Source organism: Pseudomonas sp. TWP3-2 (assembly GCF_049897765.1).
Taxonomy (GTDB): domain Bacteria; phylum Pseudomonadota; class Gammaproteobacteria; order Pseudomonadales; family Pseudomonadaceae; genus Aquipseudomonas.
In genome coordinates, this window is the sequence record NZ_JAFCWW010000025.1 from 1 (window position 1) to 14,992 (window position 14,992).

Consider the following 14,992-nt stretch of genomic DNA (forward strand, 5'->3'; position numbering starts at 1 on the left):
TGGTCGCGCGCGGCTTCTTGGTTGCTGGAACAGGCTTTTTAGGTGCCTTTTTTGGGGGTGTTTTTTGAATACGTCCACCCCGCACCTTAACTTCCGGCGGTACAGGAGGTGCGAACACACGGGTTTTACCGCTGTCCGGGGATTCTTTGTCCCCGGCGGGCTTGGGTTGTACGTCTGTACCCTCGATTTTTTTCCGTGCCACTGGTTAGCAACCTTAAATGCAAAGTCTTTTGGCTATTGGCCACGTAAAAAACGCCAACCTTCTGCGCGTCCGGCGCAAAAAAACCCGCAACTGCGGGCCGGATCCTGAAAGGACTAGCCCGCCGAAACGGGCTTCCCAGTACCGTACAGGGGACGCCACGGCTGGCGCTGCAATGGTGTCGAACCACTTCCCCAACTTTGACCGTTATCCAGCTTCGAATGCCTGATGGTGACTCCCTGTCGAAAGCCCCCAATAACGGCGGAACCGTGTGAACAGCCCCATCCGCCCAGCACCTAGCGCACGACAGCCCGGCATGGCCACCCTATGCCGGGTGGCTGGCTTACAAGCCGGTGTTAAACAAACAGGGCGTGTTGTACTGCCTCACTCACCTGCTGCACCGTGCAGACAGGATGATCGAATTCAATAAGTGCGGATTCGTGTTGTTTGCGCGAAATATGGTCTTTCATCGTTACCGAGAATTCGGAGATAAGCCGTTCCAGCTTCCCACCGCCACGCAGCCCTTCGAAAGCGGCGCCGTGGTGCTTGCGGATGACTGCCAACGAATCGCTCAGCTCGACGGATATGTCTGCCACTTTGCCCAGCAGCACCCGATCCATGCTCGCGCCTTCGACGCCGATGGCCATCACAGAGGCCAAGCCTTCCAGATAACGCTGGTTGTATTTGGTCAACACGCCCGTCAGCACGCCAGTGATCAGCGCCTGATTGCCCTCTTCAGGCTCAAGCCCAAGATTGTCAGTGCGGCCGAGCAGGTAATCCGTGGTGACGCTGTAGAGGTCGGCCAGTACCTGAAGGTTCTTCAGGCTCGGCGAACGGTGCCCGTTTTCAAAGAGGCTGATCATGGTCAGATTGGAGTGGCCGAGGCGAATCGCTACGTCTAGATCCTTGAGGCCTGCCGCCCGCCGCGCTCTCACAAGCCGAGCGCCGACAATATCGCGCAGAGCTTGTTCTTCTTCCTTTGAGCGGCTGGCCGGACTCATGCCCTCCCCGCACTCATCAGATTCGAACATCGCCAGGCTTTCAGGCGCCGGATTGATCGGCGCGCTTTCTACCTGCGCTACTGCGTTTTCGTTAGCACCAATATCGGACACTTTGACGTCACCTTTACGACTACTGCTGTCAGAGCGCCATTAGATTGTATCCCCGTACCAATCGCAACCCCGATTTGCCGAAAAAGTTCCCACACACCCACGGACGTTTTGCCAACTTTCTAGGATTCGCACCAAGCCGATTTCGGAATTAACCGCCTGTTTCCCGATGATTCCGGGTGGATCCAATCAAATCAAACGCTTCGACCGCTCGTCTGGATATCACCAAGAACGCGGAAGATAGCTGTGTTTTAGAGCGCTTTCCTACGACTTAAGTCGACTTTTCACGCTCGTTGATTTCGAGCAGTAGCACCTTCAGCGCCTCACAACGTGCCGGGTTCACTGCCTCAAGGCGCGCCAAGTACGTGCGCCGTGCGTGCAGATCCAGACTCATCAGGTACTGAGCCAGGTACCTGTCATGCAGCTCTGAACCACACAAACAATAGCGTTTTGTTGGTGGATAGCACGAACTGCAAGCCAGTACGTGGTTGAGATATCCCTCATGCGCTTGTTGCGTGGCTTCGTCGAGCTGCATTCAGAATTCCTCCACCTTCCACGACACGTCCCGGCCCTTGCTCCCGCCCTCTTTCATCACGGCTATGAACTTGAAAACGGGGAACATCTTGGCGGCCACCTTGATCTTTATCCGGGCGTCTTCCATCCAGTGCCCCTTCACCTCATGCACTTCCAGATGGCCGCTGGCGAGCTGAACCAAGAAGTCCGGCGCATAGGTCGTCTTCGCGGCCAGCACCAGCCGGAACGGCTCAAACTGGTACCAAAGAATCTCGCCAGCCATCCGGCGCATTTCGAGGTGCGCCCGATACGCCTCTTCTGTCTTGTTGAGTTCACCCGCTTCCAGACGCCCCAGCGCCTGCATGGCCTTCATCCCGCCGTTGCTTCCGGACTTCTTGGGTTCGTCGCCAGCCATGCGCAAATGCTCAGGCACGGCCTTGCCGACAGCAGGCTTTTTGCCCAGCGCCCGGCGAGTCATGCTCTCCGGTAGACGAGCCAGATCCTCTTCGGAAAAGATGCGGCCCTTCATCGCGCCACCACGCCGCCACAGCAGTGACAGGAACGCACAGAGCCGCGGGCGCGCAGCCAAATCATGTATTCGCGCTGCACTTGCGGATCCTTGTATTCATCCATGTCGCGCCCCATCGCACCTTTCTTGCGCTCAAACGGGCCTTCGTGGTCACACTCAAAATCACTGCGAGCCTCATCGGCCACTTCAAACACGCTCAATTCACAGCCTCCAGACGATCAAACGGGGATGGAACCGCCCCCTTGAATAGCGCCAGCCAATGTAATGGCGCGCACGGCGGCGCCACCCGCAGGGTTTGCAGGTGTTCGCCATCAATCAGGGAGGGGTGCCGGGGGTCAGGCTTGCAGCTGCTGCTCGGGCGGCTTGCTGGCTTGACGGCGCAGGTAGAGCGCTGCCAGATCCATCGGGTACAGGGATCGCTCACCGGCCAAAATGGCACCGTCGAGCGTCCACTCGCGGGTACCGGCATTCAAGCGGTGCCACCCAGTGTTTGGGAAATACCCGAAGTAGGACAGCTCTTCAGTGGCTTCACACATCATGAAGTGCGTGGCCATCGACTCGGCGGCCATCATTTGCTGTATCTCTTCCAGATGGTGCTCGCGCAGCTCACCGGGCAAGGCGTGGCCGTTGTAGGAGATTGGCGGCGGCAGCCCCATGGATTCTCTACGCTCCAGATGGAACGCCAGTGACCGTACCGGGCCAGCATCATCGTTTACGGCGAAGGCTGCATGCTTGAACAATCTGCGCGCCCGCGGTTCGCGCTCTTCACGGATCGTTTCCACCAGCACCCGCTGCCTTGCTATCAGTTTCGGGTGATCGGCGCTGACAGCGACGTCTGCGGCGGCGGACGGTGGATTGTCGGCCGGTCGAACAGATGCTGGCCGAGGTCGAGACGGCTTCAGCAGCTCCGGCCGCTCACTCAGTGGCAGAAACTCGCTCTCGCCCATGATTACACTGCCAACCACGCGCCCCATGTCGATCTGATCCAGCACGAACTCAACCAGCGCCAGCCCTCGCGCCAGCAACAGGTTGAGGTTTTGGTGGCCGCAACGCTTCAACAGCCCTTCAACACGCACCTTGCTGTCGGGTGCCATAGTAAAAACGATCTCGTGACGCTGTAGTGCCTGGCCGGTCATAGAAGCCTCCGTGCGCGTGAATTGATATACGACATAATGACATAACAGAATACTAACACAATAGCGTTTGTGTGTTTTTATCTGGTTTGCCACTCGCCGATCATCAGCCACAAAAAAGCCCGCACGCGGCGGGCTTCCATTGAATGGCGGTTGGTCTATACCTGCGCGGCTTCTTCGGCCTCGGCGTCCAGCACCAGCTTATTCACTCCCCCAATCAACTCACCCACAGCGGCGTTGTAGGCCTGCTCGGCTTGGGCGCACTCGCGCAGCACCTTGTTGCGTTGACGGGTTGTCAGCTCGTCCAGGCGCGCCAGCGGCTTCATGGCCTTACGGTGTTCGGCACTGGCGTCATTCACCGGGTTGAGGAATTGGCGCAACGCCACACTGTCAATCTTTGCCATGTCGGGTCTGTCCTGGCTCGTCGAATTTGTGGGTCTGCACGTACTGCACGAGATCGACACACGCCGGACAGTCCACCAGCGCATCAGTGGGTAGCCCCTGCTCGATGTCGCCCAGCTTGATGCCGCACAGCGTCACGTATCCCTTGCGGCCAACGTAATGCGTCTGGTCGCGCTCAGGGTGATAGGTCTTTTCAGCCAACGGCAGTTGCTTGGCCATCTGTCTCTCCCTGTCATTGAGCCTAGTGTTCGTTTCGTAACGCGGCGCTAGGCTGCTTTGACTTCCTCGGGCTGGTACGCCAGCTCCCAAGTCGGATGGAACGGCATCGTCAGCTTGCTGGCATCGAGCCGGATCATCAGGCGCCCGTTGCGCGCGCTTCGAATCGTGCCGTACTCATGCCGCCCGCAGCCGGTGTACAGCACGCGCATGCCGCGCTTGGCCGGTACCCCGTAGCTTTTGCGCACGTATTCCATACTCATTGGCTAAGCCCTCGTTCAGTCGACATAGATCGGGTTCCTTTTAGCAAGGTCACAAGCGTTTTCAACACGTTACGGCAACGTCAGGATCAGTCCAGCTCGCCACGCAGCGCCTTGGCCATCAGCTCGTTCATTTCTCGCTGAAGCGATCCGGCGTCTGGGTTGCCCGTCTCGACCACGGTAAAGCTCACCTCCCCTTTGCCGGGCAGATAGCTACTGCCTTTGGAGGTCGTTGTTTCGATCAGTTGAACGGCGGCCAGCCACAGTTCGTTCGCGTGCTCGACGCTGACGGCCTTGATGTCGATGGTGATTTTTGCGGTGTAGGGTTCGGTCATGGCGGAGGTTCCTCTCTACTCAAAGCCCAAGGGAATGGTTTCAATTTCGAAGCGGTTGGCAGATCCATGACCTGGCGCCGGGTGCTTATCCTCCCATTCACGGAGAAGGCTTTCCCAATCGTCAACCTCATCATCAGCCAGGGTTAGTACGCTGGGCCGTGTGCGCTGATGCGCCTGCACGACGGCCAGATACACCTCGGCCTCTTCTGGCGTGGTAAAGGCCCGCACCGGGTCGCGGCCTTCATAGTCAACCACCGCCATCACCAGATGGATCATCGTGCGAATCGCTTTCGGTTCGTTAATCGTGCAGTCGTCGCACAGGAATAGTCGCTCCTCACGGCTGCGCGGATCGAGTCCATGTGGGCCGCAATTCATGGTGCAGGTTTTCGACGCTGGATCGAACAACTTCAGGGCGGCCGGGTCTGCGCGCGTCCATTCAATCGGGCTTTCTGGTGCCGAGGAGGCTGGCTTCCCTTTTCGTGCTTTTACAACCATGACATGGCCTCCTTTCAGTGGCGCACAGGCGCAGGAATGCCGCCCAAGGTCTGCGCCAGCGCCTCGACGCTTTGCAGCGTTTCTTTGATAGACGCCAGCGCTTTCGCCTTGGCTTCGCTCTCACGAATGCCTGGCTTCATTGGGGCCAGCTCAAGCATCGCTTGCGTGTTTTCTAGGCGCCGTCTGACTTCAGCCAGATCCTCGCGCGCCTTTCCAAGTCCGTCGTCAGTCATGGCGTGTAGCCTTCGTCGCCGGCACAAAACCTTCGCCGCCGCAGGTTACGCACGCTGGCTCATGTGGGCGACGGGCGTGGCCATTGCACCAGCACCCGTCAAATGGGGACGCATCAATCAATGCGCGAAGCGGTCGTGCCAGTAGGTAGTTACCCTCCGTTTCAGCTGCCACGACGATATTGAGGACTGCTCTGTATTCGTCGACGTCGGTAATCGGTTGTACGCCCATAAAGTGCACTCTCTTCGTTTGCAGCCAATGGCAAGACGTCACGCGCTAACGGTCGCGGCATTCCGATGCTTGTACCAGCGCCGTAGCCCACGAGCGCCGCGCGCAGAAAAGAAAATCACAACACCCGCAAGGTAAAGCGGCCAAAACGTCACCAGCAGCACGTACAGCCACACATCACCCGCCTCCACCCGATTACGGAAACACACCCGCAGCACCCAAGCCATCAAAGGGTTATGCGCAATCGGCCGCGCATGGTCATCGAGCCAGTTCCACACCTCGCGCCAGAGTTGGGCGAGCAACAGCAACGCGCACCAAGTGCTGAAAAAAACCAGGCTAGGCATTGCAACGTCCATCAGTTCCATCGGGGTCTTTCTCCTGCCGTGGGCACGGCTTTTACGATTGCTCAAAAAAAGTAGGTGTCATTCTAATATCAGGCTCTCTGAAAGGCTTGTTTCAGATAGCTTTCCATTCGGCCGGGGGCGGCTCTCATCACTCGGTTTGCAGTGCCGAAGCCATCCCAGCATACTGGTTATACATACAGCCAAAGGCATTCATCCATGCCCCCGAAACTACCGCCGTTCATACCGGTGACCCAAGACGAATTGCGTACCCTGTGGGTCAAGTACCCAAGCCCCGAGGTTCGTCGGCTGGCGCTTGAGGTTGCCCGGTACCGCACCGTTCTTGCCGAGATCGATCGGCTTTACAAAATCACCCATCAGGCTTGGCGTGACACCAACGGCGGCAATCTCACTGCTCTGCATGAACTCCAGGCGGTGATGTATGCTGAACGAGAGCGTCTACCTTGAAGCTTTCCGAGCTTCTTTAGCACGCGCCAGCCACTTTTCGGCTTGCCTCTTCAGCCATTCAGACATCACCCGGCCCTCAGCAAGCTCGCTGGGCACATTCGTCCAATCCATCAGCAGGTGCTCAGCGGCTTCGTTCAAAGCCTCGTAGCGGCCTTCCATCTGCTTGGCGGTCAGTTTCTTGGCCATGGCTATGCGTCCCCGGCGCATTTGAACGCCTTCGCGTGCCCTACGCACACCTTGGTGGGGTTTCCCCTGTCATCAGTCTCCGCATGACACATGAACCCTCTCTGGTCGAATGCCATGTAGGCGGCGTCACTTGTAGCCATCGGCGATTGATTCGCCATTGAGCCAACCCGGTAGGCACAACCCTCACACGCGCCAGCAGGATCGCACTGGGCGGCAAGCACCACGCCCTGACACGCTCCCAGCACGGTCGGCAGGTTCAAGCTGTCGAACCTATCGGGATGCATTCCCAACTCACCGATCAACACTAGATCGGTCATGTTCCGGCAGTTGTCAGCGACTGCGTTCGCCATCCCGATGAACTGGGCGAACAGCTCAACCAACCGTTCCGATCCATGCTCGTTGCAGTAGTCGGTCAACAGGCTGATCCGCCCGGCCAGTGGCACACCTACAAGCGCGGTGACATCGGCGGCCTGCTGTGTGGTCATCGTGTAATCGGTGCACTCGCTCACTGCGCGCTCTCTACTTCAGCATGAACATGTTCGATCAGGACATCCCCGGCGCCGAATGAGCGTCGATAAGCACAAGCACCTTCTGCCAGCGCTTCATAGCACGCATCCATCTGATCAGCTGGGCGCTGCACTTCGATGTAAGCTGCCACTTCGGTTCGTGGATGTGTGCGAGCTTTATCAAAGCGTATGCCATCGCGAACAGTGAACCAATGATGCGTGACGCTGATGATGTACGTCTTACTTGCATCGAGCGTTGGAAGAAACCGCTTCAAGGTCACCCGGTCTTCCGGTCGCTTCATGGGCGTAATTTGAAAGCCCATATCGCGAAGCATGTACCACGCAGCAATACCATTCATACCCTTCTCACTGTCCCAGCCTCGCTGCTGAGCCAATGACATTACGACCGCCATTTCCTCTCCGGTAGCGATATGAATGGCGTACGGCACGCAGTCGCTCATGAACCTTTTCCCTGTGAGTAGCAATGCCGACATAATGACACAACGACGCATTATCTCAATAGCGTTTTTGTGTTTTCGCTGAATGCCTGCGCGCCTGCCAGGGCGCACAGGCTCGTCGACCAATCAGAACGATTCTTCGGCCTGCGCTCCCGCATTGGCATAGCTCACGTTCGGCGCCTCAAAGCGGACGATCAGGTTCGACGATTTGCTGTCGCTGAAGAGCCTGATAGCTGCGCTCCGGACGTCTTCCTGTGAGGCCTTCATGATGGCGTCGACGTTGGCATACCCGACGGTATCCGGCACTTCAAGGTAGGTGTAGGTGATGTCGCCGGTTGCCAGTGCAGCTTTCTCAAACGCCGCGAACTGCTTTACGTAGTCGTCTTGGCCCTTGGCGGTGTTGCGCAGCGTCACCATGTCGATAAACGATTGGGTGTTTTCCATGGAAATGATGTTGAAGGACTTCGACAGGGCGTCGGTGACCTTCTGGTATAGCGCCTGCTGGTAGGGGGCGATCAGCGCCACGGCGTCCAGCTTGTCTTCACGAAAGAACAGGGCCACGGTGAATTTCTGCCCGACAAAATCAAAGTTGTCGGTGCAGCGGCCGGTGTGCTCGCTGTTCGAACAGTCGTAATAGCCCGCGGATCGGGTGTATTTGCCGATGGGCGTGCCGTAGGTGTAGTCCTTGAAAAGACTCACGCCCGCGGATGCGCTTTGAATGCCGGTGAGCAGGCCAAGGCCGGTGGTTAGCGCGAGCGCGATGAGCTTTTTAGACATCAAGAAAGTCCCTTTCGGTATCAGTTTGTGGGCGTAATTCCGGCAAACGATACTATGAAAGGGGCGCCGCCGCTTCTACACGACGGGCCACTGCGGGCGGGGTCAGGCGCCAGCGGCCTGCTTTGGCTTTTTGCTGGTCTTGAGCTGGTAGTTTTTGCAGCAGGCTGTGCAGAACACCCGCATAGAGCCGGAGCGCTTCTGTTTGAGCAGGCCACCACATTCGCAACGGGCCGTTTCCAAGTAGCTGGACACCCTGGCGTTGATTGCGGCGCCGTTGTTGCGACGGGGAGGCCCATACCCAAGCGCCTTAGCGACACGTCGGTACTCCTGCCCTATCCACTTCCCGTCTGGCTCGTGCCCCAGACCATCACCGAGCATATCGCCCAGCTTGATCAGGTCGTTGTGCAAGCGCGCCTTGGGATCCTCGGGCGGGACAGGTTTCAGCTCTTCAAACAGGTCTGACTGCATTGGCTGCAACCTCCACCGGCTGCACCAGCACCTCCGGCACCAGCACCACGTCGCCCCGGTGCAGTCTCACCAGCGCCCGGCAGAACGCTTGAAGGATCGTCGCGCCACCGGCAATTCGGCAGAATCCCACCGGGCCGTCATCGTGGGCAAAAACGCGAAACCTCGGCGGTTCGCTACCCATAACGATTCCGTAGCCCTTTGCGTACTTGTCCATCAGCGGGCCGCCCTGATTCCAGTCCGTCCAAGGCCGGAAGGAATGGCCGGTGGATACCAGGGCTACGCGCCAGTAGGTGCCGTTGTGTGGTGGCGACAGCTTCACTTCGATGCCAAGAACCTGCGCCACTGCCCAGCCCAACGCCCAGTCTTCAAGATCCCCCAGCATCACCTCGACCATGTTCATAGCGGGGTGTCCTTTTGGGGAGAAGGTTCTGCATTTGGGTTGATTATTGCGAATAGCCGCCCCCACTGCTCCGTTGTTAGTGCGGAAACGGGGCGCTGCGCGATATCCCGTAGCAGCTTTTCAGCCTCATCTTCGCCCTGGGTCACTCGCAGAGCGGGACGGGCAACCTCAGCCCTCAACTGCGCCACGATGTCGCATAGTCGCGCATTGTCTGCCGCACCGTCCTCGCCGTTTAAAAGCACGTCGAGCTGATACACAAGGCTGTCGATATCGTCAGCGGCGTACCACCGGCCATCCATCGTCGGGTTGCGAAACAGTGGCTCACTGTATGCACTCACGGCCGCAGCTGGCGCACCGCCTGCCAGTTCGTTGTAGCGCTTCAGCGTGGCGCCAATGGTGACGCATTTCTCTCCGGACTGAGGATCAAGCCATGCATCAGGCTCAATTGGATGATTTGCCAGTGGTGACGCCTCCAGCATCGACGTCCAAGCACTACTTGCACGCCCACGGGCCACATACTTGTCTTCGGCCTCATCGTCGACGGACATCAACATTTCAGGGGTCGGGCGAAGCGGTACCAGACGCCAGCCTCCCATATATGGCTGAGATTTATCCATGGGCGTCGTCCACGGCTGTGGTGGCAATAAGTGCATCAATCGCAGCAACGTGCAGCGCCGCGTGTTCTTGGCAGTCCTCACATTCGTGCGTAGCGCACCCGGCGACGGTACTCAGCATCCCGCGCGCAGATACAAGCTCATCCTTGAACCGCTCCCGGTCGGTGCGCAGCTCGTCAATCAGATTGAAGTCCGGCGCAGCGCCAAGCGGCGGCTTCCACTGCTCGGCGCCGGTGTAGGTGTAGCCCTTGGCTTCCAGCGTTTTAATCGCCGCCATGGCTGCCGAAACCGTGCCAAGGGTGAACACTGGTGTTTTGGCACACATTGCGTCTGTATTGCGAGCGGCCTGCTCGCTGGTGAATACGCTTCGGCCGCCCCCACAAGCTGCATAGTCGGCGATCCAAGCGAATGGCTCAGTACCTGGCGATAGCTCGACCATGCTCAGCACTGGGATGGCCTGAAGCATCGACTCCCATATGTGTTCGGCACGCTGTTCAACGACGTGTCGCCCATGGGCGCCGACGGAGACAGCATCAAGCATTGCCTGGGTCGGTCGGGATGGTACGAGCTTCCACCCTGTCGGCACCGCGCCAGAAACAGCAGCATGGAATGCAGAGCTGACCCCCGCAACGCCGGGCGCGATGACTTTCAGGAGCTGCGCGTATTGAGCTTGGTCGATTGTCGCGTCTGCCGCCGAACGCCCGTCTTTCCACAACACGTTCAGTTGGCAAAGTCCGGTGCCGTGCTCGAGTTTTTTTCGAAGCTCCTGCACGTCATCATCTTCATTCGCAGCCACACGCACAGCCTCGACAAGCGCCAGCCCTGCATCCGTGAATTCATAACGTTTGAACCCAATAGACCGGATTAGCCCGACACGCGCCAGCGACTTCATCCGATCCGCAGAGACGTCGTAACCCTGGTCATCCTCGGTGGTTTCGTGGAACCGCAAGACGTCCCTGCGCTGCTGTTCGGTCAGCACCAGTGGTACTTCAATCATTTGTTCAGTCATACCGCGCTCCATGGCGTGAGTGGTGTTTCGTAGGGCAGTAACAACGGGTGAGCGGGGTCGCCGCTTTTGGTCACTCCGAAGTGCAAGACCGGCTTCCCGGACTCAACCAGACGTTTCATGAGTTCCGTGGGAGCACGGCGCAGCTCACGCGGAATCTTGCTCAGGCGCCCCCAGCAAGGCACCAGAATATCGGCCTCGGCAATGATCTGCGTTAGGTGTTCTCGCCACTCAAGCCCGAAAGGCTCTTCAACACGCGCCAGCTCGTCGACGTCGGTGGCCCGGTATGCAAAGACGTTGCCGACGATGAAGCGGTGGCCGCCGTTTCGCACAGTGAAGCCGCGCCACTTACGCACCGTCTGATCGTCTAGCGTTGCGTCTGCTGTCGATGGGTTGATGCCGAAGTAGGCAATAATCTTGCTGCCTTCAAATGGTAGGCCGCAATCACGGTCGAGGCGGTACCGGTACAGCCCGCATGGGCTGAGAATGGCGCTGCTCATAAGCGACCTGCCGCTAACGGCGCAGACTGGCCAACACTGTCGGCATCCGCAACCAGTTCAAATTCGTCGCCGTGCTCGTCGCAGCGGCATTCAACTTCATTCGTTTCGCCAACCGGCTCACACTCGCAAAACTGGGAAACCAGCTTTTCAAACAAGGTGTCTGCCATGTCTTCGGCAACCTCGGCTCTTGTCACGCAGACGCTGCGCAGCTCGTTGGTAGATCGATGGCGAAATTGGAAGGTCAGCGGGTCGGCGTGTGTTCTGAGGCGTAGGCCAGCTACCGCCTTGCTGTAAATGAACTTGATCTGATCCCAAGAAATCGTATGACTCTGGCTGTACTGGCCTTCACCGTCGCAAATCTCGCAATACTCGTCCGGGTCATCAAGCTCGGCACACTCGGGGCATTCATTGGTTACCGTCACTTTGAATTCCCCCAGCAGCAGCGCCTTCGCTCCATTCTCCGCAGTCAGACTTTTGGGCATGATGCAGTAGCCATCAGGTAGAGCCACCAGTGCCTGCTGCTCGACCGATGGTGGAACTTGCGATTTTGCGCAAGTTGCCGATTGTCCATCGAGAAGAGCGCGCAGCTCCCGTGCGGTGGGATCACCTGCCATCATGTAATCCGGTGAGTCGCAGGAACCGCCCGCAGCAACGATGTTGTCATGGCCTGCCTGATAGATGCGCTTCATAGCGAGTAGCGCTTGCTCAAGAGCCTGCCGCATCACGCTGTCAATCGTCGGTTGATTGGTCATTTCAAATTACGCCCAGGCTGTTGAAGGATCTTTGATCGACGTCGCCGAATCGTTCTTTGGCGAGCTTATTGACGAGGTGAGCAAATAGCCGCTTGGGCATCTGCGCCGCATGAATGGTTGCCAGTTGATTGCAGTCCATACACATGAAATGCGCGGTCGGCGGGTAGGTGTTGGAATCCCTGAAATCCTGCATGTCCGCGGTTTGATGAGTAGCACCGCACTTGTCACAGGTGACGGACATGATCTCCGTATTTACCAGCTCCATCACTCTCCATCCTTCAACACGCCATCGGTCTTAGGGTTAGCGGACGCCGGGAGCGACTTCAGCCAATTGCGCAACGACTGGTATTCCCCGTTTCGATAGCTACCGAATGCGTAAATGTACGGCTTGGTGTGGTTGTGGCCATCACGCGCAAGGAAGTCTTTGCAGCCTTGCTCTGTAAAGCAGGCGGTGACAAACACGTCGATATCCTTCACCGCGTAACGCTCCCAGCCTTTGACTTCTCGTCCGGAGGCTTGAATTTTCTCCAGGCGCTGAATCGTGCGTTCATCTGCCGTGGTGCCGCTGTCGGAGTGATACCACTCAATCCGGTCATGGTCGTGCGTATCGAGCGTGACCATTCCGCGTTTTTCCATTACTGCGAACAACGGCTGATCAGTGCCGCGGTTGTCTTGGGAGTTGATCAGTCGACCAGTCTCCGCAGGTACGGCAAGCTGGGCGCGCAGAATGTCGCGCTCTTGCTCGGCAGCTTCCATCCGCTGCACCAGTGGAGAATTTTCGCGAATCAACTGTTCCCATTTACGCAATTCGGCAAGTTCGGCACGCAAGCGCTCAACCTCGCCTGCATCAGCATTGGTGCGCAGCGACTTTATAGCCAATGCCCGTTCTGCGGCGGCGCAAGACTGCAAGTATTCGGATTGAATCTCTCCCTCGGGTTTGGGTTCTAGGGCAGCGGCGATCTTGATTCGCATAACACCAACTGCCGATGCGCTGATGGCACCGAGTTCATCCTCTACGGCCCCAAAAAGCTCGCCTGACTTGCTCAATAAGTCGGTCAGCTCCGAATTGCGCAGCTCGGCGGCGTCTCGTTCGTCCCGATAGCGCTGCCCCTCAAGGTGCTTGCCCTGCGCGGAGGTAGCATTGATTTCCATGTAGCGCGTGGCTCGCTCCAGCTCCGCCGCGGAGGCCATCAGTGCGGCGTTCCAGATCGCCGCAAGGTCAGCGCCTGAGTAATGGCCGTCTGCGTAAAAGCTAGCTTCGCGGCGCTCAGGCAATGCCACGGCAAAGCTATGCCCTGCTTGGCTTTCCGCGGCCTGCAAATTAGCCGAGTAAGCGCGGATCTCCCCCGCCGCGGATTTGTAACAGTCGATGGCGGCGCCGTTTGCCAAGGTTTCAAGGCCTTGGGTGATAGCCCTCAGCGCGGTGGTCAGGGTTTCACGCGAAAGCCCGGCAACAAGTTGAATGGTCATTGGCTATCGCTCTTATATGCAGTGTTTGACAAGGCGTCCGCGATAGCCGCGGCGGCGAATTCGGCAATCGGCAGTGTCACAGGAACCTTGCGAGAGGCAATGGTTTCCATGTCGGCATGCAGCCGTTTGTAACGCTGCCTTAGATCGGCCAGTTCCGCTTCGGTGTCACTGGCGACCGGCGCCACCGGCTGTTCGCCAACCTGCGCCAGCGAGTCGATAGCCTGGCGCCAAGTGCCGAAGGTCTGGCCTTCGTGCTGATCATCATCTGCTGGTGGGATAAACCACTGGCCAACGCTGTCGTCGAAGTACGGCACCAACGCGAATTCTTGCATGTGCAGGCGCTCGTACAGATCCACGCGGGCAGTGTCGATCAAGCCGCTGGCCTTGATATCCACGCCCGGCGCTTCCGGGTTGTTGAGGTAGTGGCTCGCCAGCAGATGCCAGCCCGACGTTTTTCCGTCTTGGCCATCCATCAGGCGCCACGCTTCACGAATCAGCTCATCGGCCAAGTGCAGACGCCCCTGCAACTCATCGTTGTAGTGCGTTACCTGTGTCGTGTTCTTGTAGACCTGCCGGGCCAAATCTACGCGCAGGCCTTCAATGTACTGCGACATCGCGCACGCGAAGTCACCGGCCAGCCGCTCATTGATGTACTGGCGGAAGTCGTGACGCTTAAGCACGGTCTTGAACAGGTGGTCGATGTAACCGCGCCCGCCATCAGGCGTGTTCAGGTTGAATTCTGGCTTCTGGCTCATAGGTGCAATCTTCCTTTGATCTCGGTGTACTGGTCAGCGCTCAAGCGGTGGTGGTGGAGCGCTTCCCGTAGCAGCGTTTGCGCGGCAGCCAGGTGCTCAGGGGTTTTGCCTTCAGTCAGGCTTTCGACCGTGCGTTCCAGATGGCCGCGAGCGGTGAAGGTGATACCGTGGGACTTCCACGGAAACTTCTGTTGTCCGGACATCACTGCTCTCCCCCGTTGCCCGCCTGATTGGCGGCAAGGAACGCCGCAACGTCCGGGGCCAGATGATCGTTCGGGCGGTCAAGGCGTGGGTGGCATTTCTCCAGCAAGCGCACAGCCTTGGCCAGCTCTACCCGCAGCGCAGTTTCTCGGGCCTTGGAGCTGGCCAGCTCCGAATCATCGTTGGCAGCGATGGCCACTACCTGCGGCGTGTGGTGCGGCTTGCCGTTGATCAACCCTTGGGCTTGGACGCAGCGCAACGCTTCACGCACCGGCATGCGGCTGGTGCCGTAGTGGTCTGCGATTTCCTGCTGATTCAGCTTGGTGCCGACCGGCAACGTCCCGTCAGCGATGACTTGGGCAAGCTGTGCAGCGATAAACAATCCATCGACAGGGCGCTCCGGACGCGGCCCCAACGCTTTCAGCAGAACTTCACACATA

At 58.4% G+C, this 14,992-nt stretch carries 29 protein-coding genes; 1 reads left to right on the plus strand and 28 read right to left on the minus strand.

Translation table 11 applies throughout. The annotated features are described in order from the left end of the window. From ACP7EE_RS24560 to ACP7EE_RS24620, 13 genes are all read right to left on the minus strand, one after another. Positions 1–202: hypothetical protein (locus ACP7EE_RS24560; RefSeq protein ID WP_426237361.1), on the minus strand; the 202-nt coding region annotated here is incomplete at its 3' end. A 353-nt stretch (positions 203–555) separates the two neighbouring features. Beyond that, the gene (locus ACP7EE_RS24565; RefSeq protein ID WP_426237363.1) at positions 556–1,311 is read right to left on the minus strand and encodes a helix-turn-helix domain-containing protein; all 756 of its coding nucleotides are present in this window, start codon (positions 1,309–1,311) and stop codon (positions 556–558) included. Between the two features lie 268 nt (positions 1,312–1,579). Then, positions 1,580–1,843 (minus strand): hypothetical protein, encoded by a 264-nt coding sequence (locus ACP7EE_RS24570; protein WP_426237365.1) that lies wholly within the window; start codon positions 1,841–1,843, stop codon positions 1,580–1,582. Next, the gene (locus tag ACP7EE_RS24575) at positions 1,844–2,350 is read right to left on the minus strand and encodes a hypothetical protein (RefSeq protein WP_426237367.1); all 507 of its coding nucleotides are present in this window, start codon (positions 2,348–2,350) and stop codon (positions 1,844–1,846) included. Next, entirely contained in the window at positions 2,347–2,550 is a 204-nt protein-coding gene (locus ACP7EE_RS24580; RefSeq protein WP_426237369.1) for a hypothetical protein, read from the minus strand. The genes ACP7EE_RS24575 and ACP7EE_RS24580 overlap by 4 nt, the downstream gene beginning before the upstream one ends. A 135-nt stretch (positions 2,551–2,685) precedes the next feature. After that, entirely contained in the window at positions 2,686–3,486 is an 801-nt protein-coding gene (locus ACP7EE_RS24585; protein ID WP_426237371.1) for a hypothetical protein, read from the minus strand. Between the two features lie 155 nt (positions 3,487–3,641). Then, positions 3,642–3,887, minus strand: a complete 246-nt coding sequence (locus ACP7EE_RS24590) for a hypothetical protein (protein WP_426237373.1) — start codon at positions 3,885–3,887, stop codon at positions 3,642–3,644. Then, positions 3,874–4,104, minus strand: a complete 231-nt coding sequence (locus ACP7EE_RS24595) for a hypothetical protein (RefSeq protein WP_426237375.1) — start codon at positions 4,102–4,104, stop codon at positions 3,874–3,876. Before ACP7EE_RS24595 ends, ACP7EE_RS24590 begins: the two co-directional genes overlap by 14 nt. A gap of 47 nt (positions 4,105–4,151) precedes the next feature. Beyond that, positions 4,152–4,364 (minus strand): hypothetical protein, encoded by a 213-nt coding sequence (locus ACP7EE_RS24600; RefSeq protein ID WP_426237377.1) that lies wholly within the window; start codon positions 4,362–4,364, stop codon positions 4,152–4,154. An 86-nt stretch (positions 4,365–4,450) separates the two neighbouring features. Next, positions 4,451–4,696 (minus strand): hypothetical protein, encoded by a 246-nt coding sequence (locus ACP7EE_RS24605; protein ID WP_426237379.1) that lies wholly within the window; start codon positions 4,694–4,696, stop codon positions 4,451–4,453. A 15-nt stretch (positions 4,697–4,711) separates the two neighbouring features. After that, positions 4,712–5,191, minus strand: a complete 480-nt coding sequence (locus tag ACP7EE_RS24610; protein ID WP_426237381.1) for a hypothetical protein — start codon at positions 5,189–5,191, stop codon at positions 4,712–4,714. Positions 5,192–5,205: 14 nt separating this feature from the next. Then, positions 5,206–5,424, minus strand: coding sequence for a hypothetical protein (locus ACP7EE_RS24615; protein ID WP_426237383.1), 219 nt, complete (start codon positions 5,422–5,424; stop codon positions 5,206–5,208). 267 nt (positions 5,425–5,691) lie between these two features. After that, positions 5,692–6,015: a hypothetical protein gene (locus ACP7EE_RS24620; RefSeq protein WP_426237385.1), complete on the minus strand. Its 324-nt coding sequence runs from the start codon at positions 6,013–6,015 to the stop codon at positions 5,692–5,694. A 195-nt stretch (positions 6,016–6,210) separates the two neighbouring features. Between ACP7EE_RS24620 and ACP7EE_RS24625 the strand changes: the two genes are divergently transcribed. Beyond that, positions 6,211–6,459 carry a hypothetical protein gene (locus ACP7EE_RS24625; RefSeq protein WP_426237387.1) on the plus strand — a complete coding sequence of 83 codons (249 nt, stop codon included), beginning with the start codon at positions 6,211–6,213 and terminating at the stop codon, positions 6,457–6,459. Here the strand turns inward: ACP7EE_RS24625 and ACP7EE_RS24630 are convergent. The 15 genes from ACP7EE_RS24630 to ACP7EE_RS24700 form a co-directional block, all read right to left on the minus strand. Then, complete coding sequence (locus ACP7EE_RS24630; RefSeq protein WP_426237389.1) at positions 6,451–6,645, minus strand: hypothetical protein; 195 nt, start codon at positions 6,643–6,645, stop codon at positions 6,451–6,453. The two genes, ACP7EE_RS24625 and ACP7EE_RS24630, sit on opposite strands and share 9 nt — an antisense overlap. 2 nt (positions 6,646–6,647) lie before the next feature. Next, positions 6,648–7,154 carry a hypothetical protein gene (locus ACP7EE_RS24635; RefSeq protein ID WP_426237391.1) on the minus strand — a complete coding sequence of 169 codons (507 nt, stop codon included), beginning with the start codon at positions 7,152–7,154 and terminating at the stop codon, positions 6,648–6,650. Beyond that, on the minus strand, positions 7,151–7,612 hold the full coding sequence (locus ACP7EE_RS24640; RefSeq protein ID WP_426237393.1) for a hypothetical protein: 462 nt from the start codon (positions 7,610–7,612) through the stop codon (positions 7,151–7,153). Before ACP7EE_RS24640 ends, ACP7EE_RS24635 begins: the two co-directional genes overlap by 4 nt. A 123-nt stretch (positions 7,613–7,735) precedes the next feature. Continuing rightward, entirely contained in the window at positions 7,736–8,386 is a 651-nt protein-coding gene (locus tag ACP7EE_RS24645; RefSeq protein WP_426237394.1) for a hypothetical protein, read from the minus strand. A 102-nt stretch (positions 8,387–8,488) separates the two neighbouring features. Next, on the minus strand, positions 8,489–8,854 hold the full coding sequence (locus tag ACP7EE_RS24650) for a hypothetical protein (RefSeq protein WP_426237396.1): 366 nt from the start codon (positions 8,852–8,854) through the stop codon (positions 8,489–8,491). Then, entirely contained in the window at positions 8,835–9,254 is a 420-nt protein-coding gene (locus ACP7EE_RS24655) for a phage protein NinX family protein (RefSeq protein ID WP_426237398.1), read from the minus strand. Before ACP7EE_RS24655 ends, ACP7EE_RS24650 begins: the two co-directional genes overlap by 20 nt. Beyond that, on the minus strand, positions 9,251–9,871 hold the full coding sequence (locus ACP7EE_RS24660) for a hypothetical protein (protein ID WP_426237400.1): 621 nt from the start codon (positions 9,869–9,871) through the stop codon (positions 9,251–9,253). Before ACP7EE_RS24660 ends, ACP7EE_RS24655 begins: the two co-directional genes overlap by 4 nt. Beyond that, the gene (locus ACP7EE_RS24665; RefSeq protein ID WP_426237402.1) at positions 9,864–10,877 is read right to left on the minus strand and encodes a hypothetical protein; all 1,014 of its coding nucleotides are present in this window, start codon (positions 10,875–10,877) and stop codon (positions 9,864–9,866) included. The genes ACP7EE_RS24660 and ACP7EE_RS24665 overlap by 8 nt, the downstream gene beginning before the upstream one ends. Then, a complete protein-coding gene (locus ACP7EE_RS24670) occupies positions 10,874–11,374 on the minus strand; it encodes a DUF1643 domain-containing protein (RefSeq protein WP_426237404.1) in 501 nt (166 codons plus the stop codon). The genes ACP7EE_RS24665 and ACP7EE_RS24670 overlap by 4 nt, the downstream gene beginning before the upstream one ends. Continuing rightward, positions 11,371–12,126, minus strand: coding sequence for a hypothetical protein (locus ACP7EE_RS24675; RefSeq protein ID WP_426237406.1), 756 nt, complete (start codon positions 12,124–12,126; stop codon positions 11,371–11,373). Before ACP7EE_RS24675 ends, ACP7EE_RS24670 begins: the two co-directional genes overlap by 4 nt. 1 nt (position 12,127) lies before the next feature. Next, positions 12,128–12,391, minus strand: a complete 264-nt coding sequence (locus ACP7EE_RS24680) for a hypothetical protein (RefSeq protein ID WP_426237408.1) — start codon at positions 12,389–12,391, stop codon at positions 12,128–12,130. After that, the gene (locus tag ACP7EE_RS24685) at positions 12,391–13,596 is read right to left on the minus strand and encodes a hypothetical protein (RefSeq protein ID WP_426237410.1); all 1,206 of its coding nucleotides are present in this window, start codon (positions 13,594–13,596) and stop codon (positions 12,391–12,393) included. Before ACP7EE_RS24685 ends, ACP7EE_RS24680 begins: the two co-directional genes overlap by 1 nt. Further along, positions 13,593–14,351 carry a hypothetical protein gene (locus tag ACP7EE_RS24690; RefSeq protein ID WP_426237411.1) on the minus strand — a complete coding sequence of 253 codons (759 nt, stop codon included), beginning with the start codon at positions 14,349–14,351 and terminating at the stop codon, positions 13,593–13,595. Before ACP7EE_RS24690 ends, ACP7EE_RS24685 begins: the two co-directional genes overlap by 4 nt. Then, positions 14,348–14,554, minus strand: a complete 207-nt coding sequence (locus ACP7EE_RS24695; protein WP_426237413.1) for a hypothetical protein — start codon at positions 14,552–14,554, stop codon at positions 14,348–14,350. The genes ACP7EE_RS24690 and ACP7EE_RS24695 overlap by 4 nt, the downstream gene beginning before the upstream one ends. Next, positions 14,554–14,991 carry a GntR family transcriptional regulator gene (locus tag ACP7EE_RS24700; protein WP_426237415.1) on the minus strand — a complete coding sequence of 146 codons (438 nt, stop codon included), beginning with the start codon at positions 14,989–14,991 and terminating at the stop codon, positions 14,554–14,556. Before ACP7EE_RS24700 ends, ACP7EE_RS24695 begins: the two co-directional genes overlap by 1 nt. Position 14,992 lies beyond the last annotated feature (1 nt).

Coding starts and splice junctions, on each gene's coding strand:
- ACP7EE_RS24570 (WP_426237365.1), bottom strand. CDS start 1,843: ATGCAGCTCGACGAAGCCACGCAACAAGCGCATGAGGGATATCTCAAC.
- ACP7EE_RS24575 (WP_426237367.1), bottom strand. CDS start 2,350: ATGAAGGGCCGCATCTTTTCCGAAGAGGATCTGGCTCGTCTACCGGAG.
- ACP7EE_RS24585 (WP_426237371.1), bottom strand. CDS start 3,486: ATGACCGGCCAGGCACTACAGCGTCACGAGATCGTTTTTACTATGGCA.
- ACP7EE_RS24590 (WP_426237373.1), bottom strand. CDS start 3,887: ATGGCAAAGATTGACAGTGTGGCGTTGCGCCAATTCCTCAACCCGGTG.
- ACP7EE_RS24595 (WP_426237375.1), bottom strand. CDS start 4,104: ATGGCCAAGCAACTGCCGTTGGCTGAAAAGACCTATCACCCTGAGCGC.
- ACP7EE_RS24600 (WP_426237377.1), bottom strand. CDS start 4,364: ATGAGTATGGAATACGTGCGCAAAAGCTACGGGGTACCGGCCAAGCGC.
- ACP7EE_RS24605 (WP_426237379.1), bottom strand. CDS start 4,696: ATGACCGAACCCTACACCGCAAAAATCACCATCGACATCAAGGCCGTC.
- ACP7EE_RS24610 (WP_426237381.1), bottom strand. CDS start 5,191: ATGGTTGTAAAAGCACGAAAAGGGAAGCCAGCCTCCTCGGCACCAGAA.
- ACP7EE_RS24615 (WP_426237383.1), bottom strand. CDS start 5,424: ATGACTGACGACGGACTTGGAAAGGCGCGCGAGGATCTGGCTGAAGTC.
- ACP7EE_RS24620 (WP_426237385.1), bottom strand. CDS start 6,015: ATGGAACTGATGGACGTTGCAATGCCTAGCCTGGTTTTTTTCAGCACT.
- ACP7EE_RS24625 (WP_426237387.1), top strand. CDS start 6,211: ATGCCCCCGAAACTACCGCCGTTCATACCGGTGACCCAAGACGAATTG.
- ACP7EE_RS24630 (WP_426237389.1), bottom strand. CDS start 6,645: ATGGCCAAGAAACTGACCGCCAAGCAGATGGAAGGCCGCTACGAGGCT.
- ACP7EE_RS24640 (WP_426237393.1), bottom strand. CDS start 7,612: ATGAGCGACTGCGTGCCGTACGCCATTCATATCGCTACCGGAGAGGAA.
- ACP7EE_RS24645 (WP_426237394.1), bottom strand. CDS start 8,386: ATGTCTAAAAAGCTCATCGCGCTCGCGCTAACCACCGGCCTTGGCCTG.
- ACP7EE_RS24650 (WP_426237396.1), bottom strand. CDS start 8,854: ATGCAGTCAGACCTGTTTGAAGAGCTGAAACCTGTCCCGCCCGAGGAT.
- ACP7EE_RS24655 (WP_426237398.1), bottom strand. CDS start 9,254: ATGAACATGGTCGAGGTGATGCTGGGGGATCTTGAAGACTGGGCGTTG.
- ACP7EE_RS24660 (WP_426237400.1), bottom strand. CDS start 9,871: ATGGATAAATCTCAGCCATATATGGGAGGCTGGCGTCTGGTACCGCTT.
- ACP7EE_RS24665 (WP_426237402.1), bottom strand. CDS start 10,877: ATGACTGAACAAATGATTGAAGTACCACTGGTGCTGACCGAACAGCAG.
- ACP7EE_RS24670 (WP_426237404.1), bottom strand. CDS start 11,374: ATGAGCAGCGCCATTCTCAGCCCATGCGGGCTGTACCGGTACCGCCTC.
- ACP7EE_RS24675 (WP_426237406.1), bottom strand. CDS start 12,126: ATGACCAATCAACCGACGATTGACAGCGTGATGCGGCAGGCTCTTGAG.
- ACP7EE_RS24680 (WP_426237408.1), bottom strand. CDS start 12,391: ATGGAGCTGGTAAATACGGAGATCATGTCCGTCACCTGTGACAAGTGC.
- ACP7EE_RS24685 (WP_426237410.1), bottom strand. CDS start 13,596: ATGACCATTCAACTTGTTGCCGGGCTTTCGCGTGAAACCCTGACCACC.
- ACP7EE_RS24690 (WP_426237411.1), bottom strand. CDS start 14,351: ATGAGCCAGAAGCCAGAATTCAACCTGAACACGCCTGATGGCGGGCGC.
- ACP7EE_RS24695 (WP_426237413.1), bottom strand. CDS start 14,554: ATGTCCGGACAACAGAAGTTTCCGTGGAAGTCCCACGGTATCACCTTC.
- ACP7EE_RS24700 (WP_426237415.1), bottom strand. CDS start 14,991: ATGTGTGAAGTTCTGCTGAAAGCGTTGGGGCCGCGTCCGGAGCGCCCT.